This window comes from Jiella endophytica (assembly GCF_004519335.1).
In the GTDB taxonomy this organism is placed as follows: Bacteria; Pseudomonadota; Alphaproteobacteria; order Rhizobiales; family Rhizobiaceae; genus Jiella; species Jiella endophytica.
In genome coordinates this window covers 301,468-317,699 of the sequence record NZ_SOZD01000005.1, presented here as the reverse complement: position 1 = coordinate 317,699, position 16,232 = coordinate 301,468, and the positions used below count along the sequence as shown (strand labels likewise).

The following is a 16,232-nucleotide window of genomic DNA, read 5'->3' as shown; positions in this document are numbered from 1 at the left end:
AATTTTCGTGCGACTATACCTTGCCGGCGTTTACGCCGCTGCGCCGACCTCCTCCGGCAGACGCGGCAAGAGCTTGTCCATGGTGATCGGGTAGTCGTAGACCCTGATCCCGGTGGCATTGTAGACCGCATTGTTGATCGCCGCGCCGACACCGGCGATGGCGAGTTCGCCGATCCCCTTGCCGGCGAGCGGGCTGGCATAGGGGTCGCGATCCTCGAGAAGCACCACGTCGAGCTTCGGCACGTCGGCATGCACCGGCACGTGATATTCGGCGAGATCGTGATTGACGATCAGCCCGCTGCGTGGGTCAACCACCAGTTCCTCTTCGAGCGCGTAGCCGATGCCCCAGATCTGACCGCCATAGCACTGGGACGTTGCTGTCTTCATGTTGAGGATGCGCCCGGCCGTGCCGACGGTCAGCAGCCGCCGGACGCGGGTCTCGCCGGTGGTGACGTTGACCGCGACCTCGGCGAAATGCGCGCCATAGCTCGCCTGGTTGGTGTTGTCCGACGTGTCGCCCGGTTCGATCTTGCCGGTGACCGTCAGCGTCTCGCGTTTGAGGATCTCCGAGAACGGGATCTGGCGGTTACCGGCGATCGCGTGACCGTCCTTCAAGGTCAGGGTGCTGGCGTCGACATCGAGACGCCTGGCAAATTCCTCGACGATCGCTTCGGCCGCGACGAAGACGGAGGAACCGGCCGAGTTGGCGCCCCAGGATCCACCGGAACCCGACGATGCCGGCAGCGAGGTGTCACCGAGAAGAACGTCCACCCGGTCCAGCGGCAGGCCGAGCATCTCGGCGGCGATCTGCTGCAGGATGGTGTAGGTGCCGGTGCCGATGTCGGTCATCGACGTCTTCACCGTCGCCCGTCCGTCAGCACTCATCTCGATCTCGGCGGAAGACGCCATCAGCGAATTGGCGCGGCTTGCCGAAGCCATGCCGTAGCCGACCAGCCATTCGCCCTCACGACGCGTCGCCGGCTTCGAAGGACGGTCCGCCCAGCCGAAGCGCCTGGCGCCCTCGTCGATGCATTCGAGCAGCCGGCGGGAGGAGAACGGCACGTCCTCCTGCGGATCCTTCTCAGGCTCGTTCAGCTTGCGGAAGGCAATCGGATCGATGCCGAACTGCTCGGCCAGCTCGTCGAGCGCGCTTTCGGTGGCGAGCATGCCCGTCGCCTCGCCGGGCGCTCGCACCGCCGAGGTCGTCAGGACATCGGTGGTGACGACGCGGTGGGTGACCAGCCGGTCGTCGCCCGGATAGAGGAACACCGTCGAGATGCCGGACGGCTCGAAGAACCCCTCGCCTTCGGCATTCGGCGTATCGGTCTCATGGGCAAAGCAGGTGATCCGGCCGTCCTTCGTCGCGCCGATGCGGACCCGCTGGATCGTCTCGCCGCGGCGCGAGGTCGCCTGGAAGACGTTCTGCCGGGTCAAGGCCAGTTTCACCGGCCGGCCCACCTCACGGGCGCCGAGCGCCGCGAGGACCGCATCCGGACCGATGCCGAGCTTGGAGCCGAAGCCGCCGCCGATATAGGGGCTGAGCAGCCGCACCTTCGAGGCGTCGACGCCGACGCCGTTGGCGATCTGCTTGACGTTGAGGTCAAGCAGTTGGCAGGACGACCAGACCGTCAGCTGGTCGCCATCCCATTTGGCGACGGAGGCGTGCGGTTCCATTGCCGCCGCGTGATAGGAGGGCGTCGTGTAGGTGCGGTCGAACTGCACCTCGGACGCGGCGAAGGCCTTTTCGAAATCGCCCCGCTTGGTGTCCGCCGCCATCGGCCCGCCGTCGCTGGCCCGGCCGGTCTCCCGCCGGCCCTCCATTTCGTAGTGGCCCTCGAGCGGCTCGTAGTCGACCTCGACGAGATGCGAGGCATGGCGCGCCGTCTCAAACGTCTCGGCGACGACGAGAGCCACCGGCTGGTTGTAGTGGAAGATCTCGCCCTTCATTGCCGGCACGTCGGGCCCCATCGGCTGCGCCGAGGAGTGCATGATCGCGTCGCCGGTGACGACGGCGAGAACGCCGGGCATCGCCCTGGCCTTCGCGGTGTCGATCGACTTCACCCTGGCCCTACCGATGGGGCCCGGCACGACGAAGCCATAGGCGACCTTTTCGCCGATCAGATGCTCATAGGCATAGGGCGCCTTGCCCGAGACCTTGAGCTTTCCCTCATAGCGATCGACGCCCTGGCCGATCACCCCTTGCGTGCCGCGATCGAGGCGGGTCTCGCCGATCGCTTCGTTCATCACGTGCTTGTTCATGGCGTTAGGCTCCCTTGGTGGCGTCGGCGAGCACGGCTTTCAGCGTGCGCCGCGCGAGCGGGATCTTGAAGTCGTTCTCGCCCTGGCCCTTGGCCTCGGCGAGGAGGATGTCGGCGGCCTTGTCGAAATTCGCCATTGCCGGCTCCTGTCCGATCAGCGCCTTTTCCACGGTCTCGTCGCGCCATGGCATGTGCGCGAGCCCGCCAAAGGCAAGCCGGGCCTCGGCGATTTTGCCGCCGTCCATCCGCACCACCGCGGCGACCGAGACCAGCGCGAAGGCGTAGGACGCGCGATCGCGGACCTTGCGGTAGCGATGCTGGCCGGCAAAGGGTTTCGGCAGACGCACGGCGGTGATGAGCTCGCCCTGTTCGAGGACGTTTTCGATCTCGGGCGTATCGCCCGGCAGCCGGTAGAACTCGCCGAGCGCAATCGCCCGGGTCGATCCGTCGACCTTCTGCGTCTCGACGACGGCGTCGAGCGCCCGCATCGCCACGGCCATGTCAGAGGGATGCGTCGCGATACACTTGTCCGAGGTGCCGAGGACCGCATGGATGCGATTAAAGCCGCCGATCGCTCCGCAGCCGGAGCCCGGCTCGCGCTTGTTGCAGGGCTGGGATGGCTCGTAGAAATAGCTGCAGCGGGTGCGCTGCAGGAGGTTGCCGCCGGTCGTCGCCTTGTTGCGCAACTGGCCCGATGCGCCGGCGAGCAGCGCCCGCGAGAGCACTTCGTAGTCGCGGCGGATGCGCGGATCGGCGGCGAGGTCGGCATTGCTGACGAGAGCGCCGATACGCAGCCCGCCATCATCGGTCTCCTCGATACCCCGCAGCGGCAGACGGGTGATGTCGACGAGCTTGTCCGGCGTCTCCACTTCGAGCTTCATCAGGTCGAGCAGATTGGTGCCGCCGGCAATGAAGCGCCCGGCCATCTGGCCTGCCTCGGCGACGTTGCCCGCCCGGGCGTAGTCGAACGGTCTCATGCGTTCTCCTTCATCTTGGCGCTGGCGGTTTCGATGGCGTCGACGATGTTCGGATAGGCCGAGCAGCGGCAGAGATTGCCGCTCATACGCTCGCGTATCTCGTCGCCGGACAGAGCCGCGCCAGCCTTGACGTCGGCGCTTGCGTGGCTCGGCCAGCCGTCGGCCACCTCGCCGAGCATGCCGACGGCCGAAACGATCTGGCCCGGCGTGCAGTAGCCGCACTGGAATCCGTCATGGTGGAGGAAGGCCTCCTGCATCGGATGCAGATTGCCCGGCTCGCCGATGCCCTCGATGGTGGTGATCTCGTCGCCTTCGTGCATGACGGCGAGGGTGAGGCAGGAATTGATGCGCCGGCCGTTCACCAGCATGGTGCAGGCGCCGCACTGGCCATGGTCGCAACCCTTCTTCGAGCCGGTGAGGCCCAGATGGTCGCGGCAGGCGTCGAGCAGCGAGGTGCGCATATCGATGTCGAGCTCATGCTCGACCCCGTTGATCTTCAGCTTCATCGAACGTTTCGCCCTTCGGTTTCGCTTCATCGAGGCTCCCGAGATGGGACCCTGATTGGAACGGTTCGAAATCCGTCCCTTAACGAGGGCATCGGGCGATGGTTTCGAGTGGGGGTGACGAAGTGTTCAGTCAGGTTGTAGTGATCGGGTCGCGGCGGCGCCGTTCCAGCGACCGAGGTGGATCCGCCGCGGCTGTCTCCCGGCACTGTAATCCTGCCCCAAGCGCGGACTGCTGCAGCCATGCCCGCGCAAAGCGGCAACCGGCCCGTCACGCGTTGCGTGTTCGTCTGTGGCCTTTCTCTTCTCGGTTCTCGCGGCCCCAGAGTTCCGGATTGCGCTCGAAATAGGCGATCAGCGTCTCGGTCAGGATCCTGATCTTCCGGGCGGGATGCTGGCCTGGCGGGCGGACGACATAGGTGCCGGCCGGCGGCGGCGGATAGCGCGTCATCACAGGGACGAGCTTGCCCGACGAAACATGCTCGTGAGTCAGGCAGTCGGGAAGATAGCCGATGCCGAGCCCCGCCACGGCCGCGGCGGTGAGGGCCGTGCCGTTGTCGGCCTTGAAGCGTCCCTGCGGCTGCACCGTGATGATCCTGTCGCCATCCATCAGCTGCCAGGCTTCCGTCCCCTGCATCAGCGCCTGATGGGTGACGAGGTCCTGCGGCGTCTCGGGCGCTCCGTGCGCCGCGATATAGTCCGGACTGGCGACGAGCTTTCCGGACACCGGGCCGACGCGTCTCGCGATCATGTTGGAGTCCGGCAGATAGCCGACCCGGATCGCGCAATCGAACCCCTCGGCAATGAGATCGACGAAGCGGTCGCTGTACGAGGTGTGGATGTGAAGCTGCGGATGGTCCTTCGCCATTTCCGCCAGCACCGGGGCGAAATGCGACGGGCCGAAGGAGAGCGGTACGGCGACCCGCAGCCGGCCACGGAGATCGCCGGTCGGCAGGATGTTTTCCCGCGCCAGATCCATTTCGGCACCCACCCGGGCGGCATGGTCCCGAAAGGTCGCGCCGGCCTCCGTCAAAGCGGCGCCGCGGGTGGTCCGGGCGAGGAGCTGGACGCCGAGTTCGGATTCGAGCCGGAAGAGCCGCCGGCTGACGATCGACTTGGAAATGCCGAGACGGCGCGCCGCGGCCGAGACGCCCCCGGCATCGGCCACGGCGACGAATGTGTGCAGGTCTTCGGTGTCCATTCGGCGTTCCTCATTCCGCGACGCAGCTTGCCGCATCATGGCACTATCGCGGCAAAAAGGGGAACGGCAATTTGCCTCCAGGCAACGGCGTCGCCGACGCATGTCTCCTGGAAACCCCGTGCCGCCACCGCGGCAGCAAAGGATGTCGCAATGACCTTCCGAAATGGCCTGGCTTCGCTTCTTCGCCCCGAGGATTCGGTTCTCGTGATGATCGATCACCAGCCGTTCCAGCTCACCAACCTGAACAGCCACGACCCCCAGACGGTGGTCAACAATGCCACCGCTCTCGCCAAGGCCGCCAGAAGCTATGGCGTGCCGACCATCCTGACGAGCGTCCTCGCCGATCGCGGCGGCGTCATCTTTCCGCAGATCACCGATCTCTTCCCGGACCAGGAGGTGATCGACCGGACCTTCATCAACACCTGGGAAGACCGGAAGGTGGTGGAGGCAGTCGCGGCAACGGGCCGCAAGCAGCTGATCATCGCCGGTCTCTGGACCGAGGTTTGCGTCGCCATGCCGACGATCCAGGCGCTCGGCGAAGGGTGGGACGTCACCGTCGTCACCGACGCCTCCGGCGGCGTCTCGCTGGAAGCCCACGAGGTCGCCATCCAGCGCATGATCCGCGCCGGCGCCAACATGATGACCTGGCTGGCGGTGGCGGCCGAGTGGCAGCGCGACTGGGCGCGTGTCGAACAGGCCGGAAAGTTCACCGAGGTGCTCCTGCAGCATGCTGCCGGCAGCGGCATCGCCTATGTCTGGGAGCAGCAGCTGCTCAATACCCCGGCACCGAAGGGCGAGCGCTGAGCTGACGGGATGGCGGGGCCGCGTCGCTCGCTTGCGGGTGGCCGGCCCTCGTCCTTGCCTCGTCGGCGAGCAGGATCCGCCGTCGTCAGGACGTCCCCTCGACCTCCGCCAGATGCTCGATGACCTTTTCGAGCAGCCAGTAGAAGGCGGTCTCCTCGTCGGGGCCGGCGGTCTTGTCGATGGCAATCTTCAGATAGGCGATCTCGGTCTCGATCTTTTCGGCCGGCAGCATCTTCAGCCGGCTGACGAGAATCGCCGCCTCGAGCACCGCGGCCTTGGCGCGGTTCATGCCGGTGAAGGGCCTGTGCTGGCCGGAGCCGATTACCTTGCAGAAATAGCGCGGGCGGGTTTCGTCCTCGGTGACGCTCTCGACCTTCAGGACATCGTGGGCGAGCGCCGCGTCGAGCCGGGGCACCGGACAGTTCTCGATCAGCGCCAGCGGCCAGTCCTTTCGGTCGGTCAGGCAGCCGGCGAAGATCTTCGCCTCGTCGGTGTAATTGACGACGGCAAGGCCATTGGCCGCGATATTGGCAAGCGTCGTCGACGGCCGGAACGGCGCGATCACCCAGCCGTCCTTCTCCTGGATGATGCCGAGCGGCGCGATGTGCACCTCCCCCGCCTCGGAGATCGTCGTCAGGATCGTTTCGCGAATATAGGCCAAGGCCTCACCTCCCCTCGCCGCCGTCCCCGGCCGGCGTTCCCTTCTTCTTCGCCTTCAGCGTATGGCCCGCCTCTTCCAGCCGGGTGCGGTCCTCCTCGTCCCGAGGCGCCGCGACGCCGAAGTCGAGGGCCGTGTCCTGGGCATAGCGCTTGCCGAGCCTGAAGGCGATCTCGGCCTTCTGGAGTTCCGCCCCGAGATAGAAGGCATGGCCGGTGTCGCCGTCCACCTCGATATGCGGAAACAGCTCGAAGGCGTCGGTCGCAACCTCGTGGATGTCGCGATTATAGAGGTGGATGCCGTCCTCGGCCGTCTCGATCCGGTAGTTCCTGTCGCGGATCGTCGCGGCCATCTCGGCAAGTTCGTCTGGCGTCACGGCGAAGGGCTTCACGTCATGGGCCTGCAGCAGCGTGTTCGAATAGCCGCGCGGCAAAGCGTTGTCCTGCCGCGCCGCAAAGAACATGCGCCGGGCGGCGTCGTGCTCGGAGATCGTCCGGCGGGTATGCGGGCTGACATGGACGACGAGAAGATTGTCGATCGCAAGTTCCGAGCAGATGCCGAGCAGCGTCGCGGTGATGCCGGAGGTATCGGCGTCCGTCAGCTCGGTGAGATTGCCGGTGCCCATCAGGATGGCGATGTCCGGATGGCGGCGGCGCAGCTCGTGATAGCGCGCCAGCGAGGCCGAAAAGCCGAAATGGATCGGATCGAGAATCGAATCGGCGATGACGTCGATCCCCATCGCAGCAGCCTTCTCGATCGCACGGTCGAGCGAGTTGAGGTCGTGCGGCGTCGCCGGCACGACGACGGGCACGGCGTCGCCCTCCCGGGCGATATCCAGAGTGTCCTCGGTCAGGCTGAGGAGATAGTCGGCGCCGGCCCGCGTCGCCCGGGCGAGCTCATCCGGATCGGCGGAATCGACGCTGACCAGGTGGCCGGCCGCCTTCAGCGCGGCGATCGTCGCTTCAAGATGCGGGAATGGCGTGTCCGGCAGGCAGCCGAGATCGATGACGTCGGCGCCCTCGTCGCGCATCTTTTCCGCCCGGACCAGGATCCTCTCGACCGGATGGGCGGTCGCATCGACGATCTCGGCGAAGATCCGCATCGAATGGCGCGAAAGATCCGGCGGTCCGCCCTTCCTGCCGAGAAAGGCCGGCAGGTCGGCCAGCTCGTCAGGGCCGCGAAGGAAGGGCACGCCGAAGGAGGCCTCGAGCCGGTCGAGATCGGCCCGGCAACGCCCCGGCAGGATGACGCGGTCGGCCTCGACCGGCCGCTGCAGCCGCCGCTCGATGATGTCGCCGGTGGCGAGCGCCGCGACCTTCACGCCGATGTCGGCGATCGCCCAGGCGAAATCCGTCGCCTCGAGGCCGGAGAGGATCCGCTCGAGGCGCGGGCGGGCGAGATGCCCTGTCAGGAAGAGAAGTCGCGGTGTCGCCATCCCGGCTATGTCGGTCATTCCCGCGCGGTTGAAAAGCCTCCCGCACGGGAAGAGGGCGTCACCGGCGCGGCCGTCACTCGGCGGCGACGACCAGTTCGATGCCCTGGCGCGAGAGCGGATGGCCCGGCACCTTGCCGTCGGCGAGCCGCAAGCCGGCCGTGGCGACGTCCCCCGGTCCGGCGACATAAACCGTCGACAGCGGGCCGAGATACTCGGCGAAGGTGTCGTCGACGATCTTGGCGCCGACCAGCGCATCAACGTCGGCACCTTCCGGAACGTCGAGCTGCTTGATCAGGCAGAGATACCGGGCCGATAGCCGGCGGGCCAGCCAGGCGGCGAGCGAATCGGAGGTGACGCTCCAGTCCTGGGCGATGTCGGGGGCGGTCAGCGCCACGTCGCGGGGCAGCCAGACCGGAATGCGCCCGGCCTCGATCGCCGTCTCGATGTCCTCGCGGTCGCGCGCCCGGACCATCCGGCTCGACAGGCTGATCAGCGCCAGGCCGAACTGCTCCATTCCGAGGATCGCCATCTCGTGGGCGGCGCGGTCGTCGAAGCCGAGCTTCGGCTGGTAGCGCCGGACGGTGTTGGCGAAGGGCCCGCCGCCGGGGACGACGACCATCGGGATCTTCGCCTGTTCGAGCGCTTTCACCCAGCGGTAGAGATCCGGCGACGAAGCCGAACTGCCGCCGAGCTTGACGACAAGAAGTTGCTGACGTTTTCCCATGGTGCCCTGCCCCGTTTTCTGGCGTTTCCCGGGCGAAGGCGCCGAAACCGGCGCAATTGCCCCGCTTTTTGGCCGGCCTCTGCGGGCCGATTGCCGAGTCAAATGGACGCGCCGAGCGTTTCGTCGAGAGAGCGAGACATCGCGCCCAGGTCGCAGAACGCGGTGGCGGCTTTTGTGAAAGCGCAGTGAACGCCAGGAAACGACAAGGCGCAAGATCATCTGCCTCATGGATGCCGGGACAGCATTGCGCCGGCGGCATGGCAAGCGGGGCGCGAAGCCGCCCGGGGTCTGCCGAAGCTGTCCCCGGAGGCGTTGCCTCATCCGGGTTGCCTCATCCGGAAGGATCGGCGCGGCTGCGGCGGATCTCGATGCCAACCGCGCCGGGGCCAAGTTCCAGCTTTTCCACGCGCACGGTCACCTCGAAGAGACGGCTGTCCTTCAGAAGCGTCCCGGCGAGATCGAGGGCGAGGGTCTCGACGAGCGCGGTATGGCCTGCTTCGACCAGCGCGCGGATGGCGTCGATGATGAGGTCGTAGGAATAGACCTCCGCAATGTCGTCGTTGCGCGTGTCGATGCGGGTAATCAGCGCCTCGACCGAAAAGCGGACCTTCTGGCGCCGTCCATGCTCATAGCCATAGGCGCCGATCTCCATGTCGAGAACGAAGTCGCGGACGAAGATGCGGTCGAGGCCGTCACCCTGCGATGCTGCGCCCGGCATCGCGCCGGCCGCCGACTTCCCCGCGACCAGCCCGGCAATGCGGCGCACCCGCGCTTCGTCGATCGCGTCGCCGCGGGCCCCGACCGTCAGCGCGCCGCGAAAGCCGAGATAGTCCGGCTCGAGGGCGAGCAGACGCGGCACGTCCGGCGCCTCCAGCGAACCGGCGAGCCCGGTCATCAGCCCGAGCGTCTTCGCCGAGCCGACGAAGCCCGAAAGGGCTCCGACCGAAAGCCTTGTGAGCAGGCCGCCCTTGCCCTTCTCAATCGTGTCGATCATCGCGCCGTGAATGCCCGCCTCGGCGAGCGGCGTAAGAAGGGTGAAATCCGGATCGCCGTCGGCGAAGAACACCGCCACTAGCCGGACGTTTCGGGCGGCGTCGCCGAGTGCCGAGATCACCGCCAGCCGCTCGTCCCGCGAGGACGGGAAGAGGCCGATCTTGACGAAATCCGCCGCGCCCCGCGCCCGAACCGCCTCGAGAATCGCGTCCGGCTGCATCGGCAGATCGCCGGCCACCGCCGAGACCGGCCGCCGGCCGGCGACCCGCTCGATGGTCGCGGCGAGGATCTCGGGCGACACGGCGCCGAGGGCACCCTGCGCCGGATCCTTCAGGTCGATGATGTCGGCGCCGCCGGACAGCGCGGCTTCGGCTTCGCCCGGACCGGTGACGCTCGCCAGAAGCTTCGTCAATGCGCCGCCTCCAGCTGCTTCTTCAAGGTGTTTTCGAACAGGTAGCGCAGGCCGCGATCCCAGCTCTCGTCGGTGTTGGAGCGGATGTCGGCGCTGCCTCTCGCGACGGCCTTGCCGCTTTTCACGTCGAAGGCATAGGCGTTGATGTTGAGGATCAGGTTGGACACCTTCTGGACAGTGCCGACGACGGCGATATCCGCCCCGACCTCGCCGGCAAATTTCAGCGCGCAGTTGCCGCAGCTCTGCAGATTGGCGTCGTCCGCCTGCGATTCGACCGGCCCGACGTCGACGATGGAATAGCCGTCGACGCTGGCGATGTCGTCACGCAGCTTCGGTGCCATGCGGTCGAGCCGGGCCTCCTGCGCCGCGTCCTTTCCCTGCATCGAGCCCTGCAGGCTGGAATCGATCAGTTGGAAATCGAACACCGCGATCTTGTGCTCGGCAGCCGCCGCCGGCCCCGCCGCGACCAGTGCGAGGAGAACAACGGGAAAAAATCTTGCTTGCCTGAAACGGTTCGCTCCGCGACACATCATGGGCGCAAACATACGGCTCCTCCGTTTTGCGATGTGCGGTGCCCGACGCCAAGTGATAGCGCAAGCGGCGGCAGGAGCAATGATCGCGACGTTCAAGCGGCGCCGCGAGGGAGGAAACCACCATGCTCGACCTCGATCGCCTCAGGCGGGGGCTGACGCCCTTCGTCCTTGCGTCACTCGCAGCCTTCGCCCTGACGCTCTCCGCCAGCGCGCAGGGCACCGACGCGAAGGTGCCGGCCAGCCCGGCACAGAAGAAGCTGGAGACGGTGCGGATCGGCTATCTGCGGACCTATGAGCCCACCCTCGCCCTCTCGGTCCTCGACATTCCGCCCGAGGATATCGGGCTCGCCGGCGCAAGGGTCGCGATCAAGGACAACGACACCACCGGCTCCTTCATGGGCCAGAAATTCGTGCTCGACGAGGTGACGCTGAAGCCGGGGGACGACATCGCCGACCCGCTCGCAAAGCTGCTCGCCGACGGCGACCACTACATTGTCACCGATCTATCCGCCGATGACACGCTGAAGGCCGCCGACCTCGCCAAGGAGAAGGGCGCGATCGTGCTCAATGCCGGCGCCGAGGACGACCGGCTGCGCAATGACGACTGCCGGTCCAACCTCTTCCATACGGCGCCTTCCCGCTCGATGCTGACCGACGGTCTGGCGCAGTATCTGATGTGGAAGCAGTGGCGGAACTGGGCGCTCGTCGAGGGCGAGCACGAGAACGACCAGCTTTTCGCGGCTGCGCTGAAGCGCTCGGCAACGAAGTTCGGCGGCAAGATCGTCGCCGAAAAGACCTTCAAGGATGCCGGCGGCGCCCGCGCGACGGATTCCGGCCAGGCGCTCGTGCAGCGGCAGATCCCGGTGTTCCTGCAGGACCTGCCGGATCACGACGTGCTGCTCGTCGCCGACGAGAGCGAGGTGTTCGGCAGCTACATCCCCTGGCGGACCTGGATCCCCCGGCCTGTCGCCGGCACCGCCGGGCTCGTCCCCGGCTCATGGCATCCGGCGAGCGAGCAGTGGGGCGGCGCGCAGATCCAGAACCGCTTCGTGGACGCCTCCGGCCGGCGGATGGAATCGAAGGACATGCAGGCCTGGACCGCGGTGCGGGTGATCGGCGAGGCCGCCTCGCGGACCCAGTCGACCGATCCGGAAAAGATCGACGCCTTCATCCGCTCCAAGGACTTCACCGTCGCCGCCTTCAAGGGCCAGCGCCTGACCTTCCGCGACTGGGACTGGCAATTGCGCCAGCCGGTGCTGCTCGGCACCGAGGATTCGGTCGTCTCGTCCTCGCCCCAGGAAGGCTTCCTGCATCAGGTCTCGGAGCTCGACACGCTCGGCTTCGACCGGCCGGAATCGACCTGCAACTTCGACAAGTGACGCCCGAACGCGATCCAGTTTCGCTCGGTTCACCGGCAAGCCATGACATCGGAGCGCCTCGCGGCCTCGTCGCTCCCGGATACCGCTCCAAGGACGGCGAGGCGTTGACGGCCGCAGCCGCAAGCCTGCAACGATGTGCGGACATTTCGGCTGCAGTCGGATGCGGACCCACCATGCGTCTCAACCTTCACCAGCGAGCGTCCCGGCAGGGAAGGCCAGCGAGTGGCGCTGCCGCCGGGCGGCCAGTCCCATGTCGCTGAAGGCCCGCCTTGCCCTGACACTGACGATCGCCTTCGTCGCGATCCTTGTCATCGGCGCGGTCCTCACCTTCTTCCAGGCACGCGACACCATCGCCACCGAGCTTCAGGCAGCACGCAGCGTCGCCACCAACCGCGTCGCCCAGATGGTCGCCGAGCTTCCGGCCTCGCGCGACGTCCGGGGAAAGCTCGCCGGCTTCGTGCGCACCTTCAACGGCGACCGGCGGGTGAAGGTCATCCTCATCGATTCCGTCGGCGTCATCCGTGACGAATCGGTCATGGCGAAGGAGTCCGGCCTGCTGCCGGAATGGTTCGTGAAGCTTCTCGCTCCCGATCCCTCGACTGTCGTCATGCCGCTGACGGCGGCCTCGGCCCCGATCACCTCCGTCGCGGTCATCGTCGATCCGCGCAACGAACTTGCCGACGCCTGGCTCGACCTTCTGATCGTTCTCGGCCTTCTCGTCCTGTTCCTGCTGATCGCCTTCGGGGCGGTCTGGGTGGTGGCGGATCGGGCGCTGAAGCCGCTCGACGCGATCCATGCATCGTTTTCCCGGATCGGCGACGGCGACTATTCGGCCAAGGTCGCACCTGAGGGCCCGCCGGAAATGCGGGAGCTCGCCGGCGGCCTCAATGCGATGACCGAGCGCCTCGCCGCGATCTCGGACCGCAACCGGCGGCTTTCCGACCGGCTTCTCCATCTCGAGGACGAGGAACGGGCGGAACTCGCCCGCGATCTTCACGACGATGTCGGCCCGCTGCTCTTCGCCATCGACGTCGATGCCTCGAGCATCAGGCGCGCGGCGGCTGACGGATCGCCCCGCAAGGAGATCATCGCGGAGCGTGCCGGGGCGATTGCCGCCGCGGCTCACGAGGCGCGGCGGGAGCTGAAGCGGATCCTCGGCAATCTCAGGCCCGGCGCGACGTCCGGCCTCGGGCTGAAGGGGGCGATCGAGGAGATGGTCGCCGATCTTCAGCCACGCCACCCGGACGTCGAATTCGACCTCACCCTTGCCGACGGCGAATTCGGCGCGACCATCGAGACGCTGGTCCATCGCGCCGTCCGGGAGGCCGTCACCAATGCGCTGCGCCACGGCGATCCGTCGAGGATCGCCGTCGAGGTTGCGGAGCATCCCGGACGGCTGAACTTCACGATCATCGACGATGGCGGCGGCTTCACCCGGCCGCGAGGCGACGGCGGCTTCGGCCTGGTCGGCATGGGCGAGCGGATCGAGGCGGCCGGCGGCACGATGATTGTCGAGGAGACGAAGACGCCGCGGGGCGTCCGGGTGAGCGGCGCGGTGCCGCTCGGCGGGCGCAGCCTTGCCGAGCCTCCTCGCCGCGAGGATAGACTGGGACTCGACGAAACGGCGGCGGCGAACGCCATGGCCGCAGCGAAGGACGGACGATGAAACTGTTGATCGTCGACGACCACAAGGTCGTCCGGGATGGCATCAGACGGCTGGTGGAGACCATCCCGGTGACCGAGATCGGCGAGGCCGAGAGCCCCTCCGATGCGCTGCGCGAATTCCGCAACATGCGGCCGGACGTCACCATCCTCGACATCAACCTCAAGAACGGCAGCGGGCTCGACGTGCTGCGCCGGCTGCGGGCCGACGATCCGAAGGCGCGGATCGTCGTCTTCTCGATGTATTCCGACGTCGTCTATGCCGTTTCGGCCAGGCGCGACGGCGCCCTCGGCTACGTCTCCAAGAGCGCGCCGTCGGACGAGCTGCTGGTGGCGGTCGAGAAAGCTGTCGCAGGCGAGCCCTATGTCGACAGCGAAACCGCGGCGCTGATGAAGGACCATGCGACGCGGGAGACCGGCGTCGGCGATCTCACCCGGCGGGAGTTGCAGATCCTCCACATGCTCGGCGACGGCAAGAGCCTGTCAGAAATCGCCGACGGGCTCGGTGTCGCCTACAAGACCGTCGCCAACACCTCGACCCGGATGAAGGAGAAGCTCGGCGTCGAGCGCACCTCCGATCTCGTGCGCTTTGCCCTCGAGACCAAGGGCGGCAGGATGCTCGACAGCGGCGACTGATCGGCCGCCGGTTTCCGGGAAGTTGTCCCGTTGCCGGGTGGCGATTTCATAAGCTACCAGTTTGGACGCTGGTGCTCCTCGGGGCTTGTCGCTCCCAAGGACAGGTCCCGGGGGGCGCCGGGCACCGCCAGGCGAGACGGGAGGCTCGCTTCGACGACACGCGCGCCAGGGTCCATGTGCCCCTGTTCGCCGGGCGTGACCGGCCGGTCCGGGATCGAGCTGAGCGGCGCCGTAGGATCGACGCGGTCGACGGGCGATGCGCGATGGCGCATGAAGGGGCCGGACGATGCCGGCGATGGCCGGGTCCGGCTCAGGGAGGAATGGTATTGAAACGACTGTCACTGGCGGCCCTTGCCGCGGCGCTCATGCTGCCCGCGAGCCCGGCCTTCGCCTACAAGATCTTCGTCTCGAACGAGAAGGGCAACGACGTCACCGTGCTCGACTCGGAGAAGGAGTTCTCCGTCATCGACACCTTCAAGGTCGGTCAGCGGCCACGCGGCATCGCCGTCAGCCCGGACGGCGCCTCGCTCTACGTCTGCACCAGCGACGACGACATCATCAAGGAATTCGACACGAAGACCCACGCCTTCAAACGGACGCTTCCCTCCGGCCCCGATCCCGAACTCCTGACGCTGTCTCCCAACGGCGACCAGCTCTATGCCGCCAACGAGGACGACAACCTCGTCACCGTCATCGACCTGAAGACCGGCGGGCGCCTTGCCGAGATTCCGGTCGGCGTGGAACCGGAAGGCATGGGCGTCTCGCCGGACGGCCAGACGATCGTCAACACGTCCGAGACGACGAACATGGCGCATTTCATCGATCGCGACAGCCAGCAGATCACCGCCAACGTCCTCGTCGATTCCCGGCCGCGCTTTGCCCAGTACAAGAAGGACGGTTCGGAAATCTGGGTTTCGGCGGAGATTGGCGGCACGGTCTCGGTGATCGACGCGGCGACCAAGGAAATCACCCACAAGATCAGCTTCGAGATCCCCGGCATCCGCTCCGAGGCGATCCAGCCGGTGGGCATCCGCATCACGGACGACGGCAAGAAGGCCTATGTCGCGCTCGGCCCCGCCAATCGCGTCGCGGTGGTCGATACCGCGACCTACGAGGTGGAGGACTATCTCCTCGTCGGCCAGCGGGTCTGGCAGCTCGCCTTCTCGCCGGACCAGAAATACCTCTTCACCACCAACGGCCTCTCCAACGACATCTCGATCATCGACGTCGAGGACGACGAGGTGATCAAGTCGGTCCAGGTCGGCCAGCAGCCATGGGGCGTCGCCGTGACGCCGAAGTGAGCGGCATTCGAAAATCGCAGGCAATTCGGGAGGACTGACATCATGAAATCACCCTGGCTCGCACTGATGGCGGCGCTCTTCGGCCTCGGCCTCCTTGCCGCGCCGGCCGGCCCCGCCTTCGCCCAGGCGGACGACGACGATGACAAGCCGGCGGCCGGCGCCGCCACCACCAAGGCTGATGACGACGACGATAGCGACGGTGCCAGCCAGAGTGCCAGCTTGGTGCCCGCAGCCGACGGGCTGAAGGTTCCGCCGGGGTCGGAGCTGATGCCCGCCGCGGCGCTCAACGGCGACATGCTCGGCCTGCCGAAGAAGAGCCTGACCTCGCAGATCGTCACGCCGCTGATCCTCGGCGTCGGCGGCGACGCCTTCAAGACCAACCACAAGGACTTCTATCTCAGGGCCGGCCAGGCCTATCGCTGGGACATCAAGTCCGAGGGTGACATCGAGTACAAGTTCAACGCGCCGGACTTCTTCCGGAACGTCTGGATGAACCAGATCGTCATCGACGATCTCGAGGTGCACATGGCCGGCGCCCCGGCCTGGCTCGAATACGACTCCCACGGCACGATCACCGTCCAGTTCCAGACCGTGCGCCCCGGCCGCTACGAATGGAAGGTCGGCGGCCTCGACGAGGATCACGTGATGGAAGGGACGATCACCGTCGTCCAGTGACCACAATATCCGAACACCGGCCGAGGCCGCGGCTGTCTCCGCGGCCTCGGCCGTTTCGCGCGACTGCCCTATCTGTTCCAT

Annotated in this window: 15 protein-coding genes; 6 read left to right on the top strand and 9 right to left on the bottom strand. The window is 66.9% G+C overall.

Annotated elements, in window-relative coordinates; all coding sequences use genetic code 11:
• Positions 1–30: 30 nt before the first annotated feature.
• From E3C22_RS17475 to E3C22_RS17460, 4 genes are all read right to left on the bottom strand, one after another.
• Positions 31–2,259: a xanthine dehydrogenase family protein molybdopterin-binding subunit gene (locus E3C22_RS17475; protein WP_134759159.1), complete on the bottom strand. Its 2,229-nt coding sequence runs from the start codon at positions 2,257–2,259 to the stop codon at positions 31–33.
• 4 nt (positions 2,260–2,263) lie between these two features.
• Positions 2,264–3,235, bottom strand: a complete 972-nt coding sequence (locus E3C22_RS17470) for an FAD binding domain-containing protein (protein WP_134759157.1) — start codon at positions 3,233–3,235, stop codon at positions 2,264–2,266.
• A complete protein-coding gene (locus tag E3C22_RS17465; RefSeq protein WP_167591575.1) occupies positions 3,232–3,771 on the bottom strand; it encodes a 2Fe-2S iron-sulfur cluster-binding protein in 540 nt (179 codons plus the stop codon). Before E3C22_RS17465 ends, E3C22_RS17470 begins: the two co-directional genes overlap by 4 nt.
• A 238-nt stretch (positions 3,772–4,009) precedes the next feature.
• Complete coding sequence (locus E3C22_RS17460; RefSeq protein ID WP_134759153.1) at positions 4,010–4,939, bottom strand: LysR family transcriptional regulator; 930 nt, start codon at positions 4,937–4,939, stop codon at positions 4,010–4,012.
• Between the two features lie 150 nt (positions 4,940–5,089).
• Here E3C22_RS17460 and E3C22_RS17455 point away from each other — a divergent pair, with 150 nt between their 5' ends.
• Positions 5,090–5,743, top strand: coding sequence for a hydrolase (locus E3C22_RS17455; protein WP_134759151.1), 654 nt, complete (start codon positions 5,090–5,092; stop codon positions 5,741–5,743).
• A gap of 85 nt (positions 5,744–5,828) precedes the next feature.
• On the opposite strand, the gene E3C22_RS17450 is transcribed toward E3C22_RS17455, so the two are convergent.
• From E3C22_RS17450 to E3C22_RS17430, 5 genes are all read right to left on the bottom strand, one after another.
• The gene (locus tag E3C22_RS17450; protein ID WP_134759149.1) at positions 5,829–6,404 is read right to left on the bottom strand and encodes a DUF447 domain-containing protein; all 576 of its coding nucleotides are present in this window, start codon (positions 6,402–6,404) and stop codon (positions 5,829–5,831) included.
• 4 nt (positions 6,405–6,408) lie between these two features.
• Positions 6,409–7,836, bottom strand: a complete 1,428-nt coding sequence (locus E3C22_RS17445) for a DUF6513 domain-containing protein (protein WP_134759147.1) — start codon at positions 7,834–7,836, stop codon at positions 6,409–6,411.
• Between the two features lie 73 nt (positions 7,837–7,909).
• On the bottom strand, positions 7,910–8,560 hold the full coding sequence (locus E3C22_RS17440) for an amino acid kinase family protein (protein ID WP_134759145.1): 651 nt from the start codon (positions 8,558–8,560) through the stop codon (positions 7,910–7,912).
• 331 nt (positions 8,561–8,891) lie between these two features.
• Complete coding sequence (locus E3C22_RS17435; protein WP_134759143.1) at positions 8,892–9,965, bottom strand: (5-formylfuran-3-yl)methyl phosphate synthase; 1,074 nt, start codon at positions 9,963–9,965, stop codon at positions 8,892–8,894.
• Complete coding sequence (locus E3C22_RS17430; protein WP_245514687.1) at positions 9,962–10,594, bottom strand: DUF3280 domain-containing protein; 633 nt, start codon at positions 10,592–10,594, stop codon at positions 9,962–9,964. The genes E3C22_RS17435 and E3C22_RS17430 overlap by 4 nt, the downstream gene beginning before the upstream one ends.
• A 26-nt stretch (positions 10,595–10,620) precedes the next feature.
• Here E3C22_RS17430 and E3C22_RS17425 point away from each other — a divergent pair, with 26 nt between their 5' ends.
• From E3C22_RS17425 to E3C22_RS17405, 5 genes are all read left to right on the top strand, one after another.
• Positions 10,621–11,877 (top strand): ABC transporter substrate-binding protein, encoded by a 1,257-nt coding sequence (locus tag E3C22_RS17425; RefSeq protein ID WP_134759141.1) that lies wholly within the window; start codon positions 10,621–10,623, stop codon positions 11,875–11,877.
• Between the two features lie 250 nt (positions 11,878–12,127).
• The gene (locus E3C22_RS17420) at positions 12,128–13,543 is read left to right on the top strand and encodes a sensor histidine kinase (protein WP_134759139.1); all 1,416 of its coding nucleotides are present in this window, start codon (positions 12,128–12,130) and stop codon (positions 13,541–13,543) included.
• Positions 13,540–14,175: a response regulator transcription factor gene (locus tag E3C22_RS17415; RefSeq protein ID WP_134759136.1), complete on the top strand. Its 636-nt coding sequence runs from the start codon at positions 13,540–13,542 to the stop codon at positions 14,173–14,175. The genes E3C22_RS17420 and E3C22_RS17415 overlap by 4 nt, the downstream gene beginning before the upstream one ends.
• A gap of 320 nt (positions 14,176–14,495) precedes the next feature.
• Positions 14,496–15,476: a PQQ-dependent catabolism-associated beta-propeller protein gene (locus E3C22_RS17410; RefSeq protein WP_134759134.1), complete on the top strand. Its 981-nt coding sequence runs from the start codon at positions 14,496–14,498 to the stop codon at positions 15,474–15,476.
• Between the two features lie 42 nt (positions 15,477–15,518).
• The gene (locus tag E3C22_RS17405; protein ID WP_134759132.1) at positions 15,519–16,151 is read left to right on the top strand and encodes a cupredoxin domain-containing protein; all 633 of its coding nucleotides are present in this window, start codon (positions 15,519–15,521) and stop codon (positions 16,149–16,151) included.
• The last annotated feature ends 81 nt before the right edge of the window (positions 16,152–16,232 follow it).

Coding starts and splice junctions, on each gene's coding strand:
- E3C22_RS17475 (WP_134759159.1), bottom strand. CDS start 2,259: ATGAACAAGCACGTGATGAACGAAGCGATCGGCGAGACCCGCCTCGAT.
- E3C22_RS17470 (WP_134759157.1), bottom strand. CDS start 3,235: ATGAGACCGTTCGACTACGCCCGGGCGGGCAACGTCGCCGAGGCAGGC.
- E3C22_RS17465 (WP_167591575.1), bottom strand. CDS start 3,771: ATGAAGCGAAACCGAAGGGCGAAACGTTCGATGAAGCTGAAGATCAAC.
- E3C22_RS17460 (WP_134759153.1), bottom strand. CDS start 4,939: ATGGACACCGAAGACCTGCACACATTCGTCGCCGTGGCCGATGCCGGG.
- E3C22_RS17455 (WP_134759151.1), top strand. CDS start 5,090: ATGACCTTCCGAAATGGCCTGGCTTCGCTTCTTCGCCCCGAGGATTCG.
- E3C22_RS17445 (WP_134759147.1), bottom strand. CDS start 7,836: ATGGCGACACCGCGACTTCTCTTCCTGACAGGGCATCTCGCCCGCCCG.
- E3C22_RS17440 (WP_134759145.1), bottom strand. CDS start 8,560: ATGGGAAAACGTCAGCAACTTCTTGTCGTCAAGCTCGGCGGCAGTTCG.
- E3C22_RS17425 (WP_134759141.1), top strand. CDS start 10,621: ATGCTCGACCTCGATCGCCTCAGGCGGGGGCTGACGCCCTTCGTCCTT.
- E3C22_RS17420 (WP_134759139.1), top strand. CDS start 12,128: ATGTCGCTGAAGGCCCGCCTTGCCCTGACACTGACGATCGCCTTCGTC.
- E3C22_RS17415 (WP_134759136.1), top strand. CDS start 13,540: ATGAAACTGTTGATCGTCGACGACCACAAGGTCGTCCGGGATGGCATC.
- E3C22_RS17410 (WP_134759134.1), top strand. CDS start 14,496: ATGGTATTGAAACGACTGTCACTGGCGGCCCTTGCCGCGGCGCTCATG.
- E3C22_RS17405 (WP_134759132.1), top strand. CDS start 15,519: ATGAAATCACCCTGGCTCGCACTGATGGCGGCGCTCTTCGGCCTCGGC.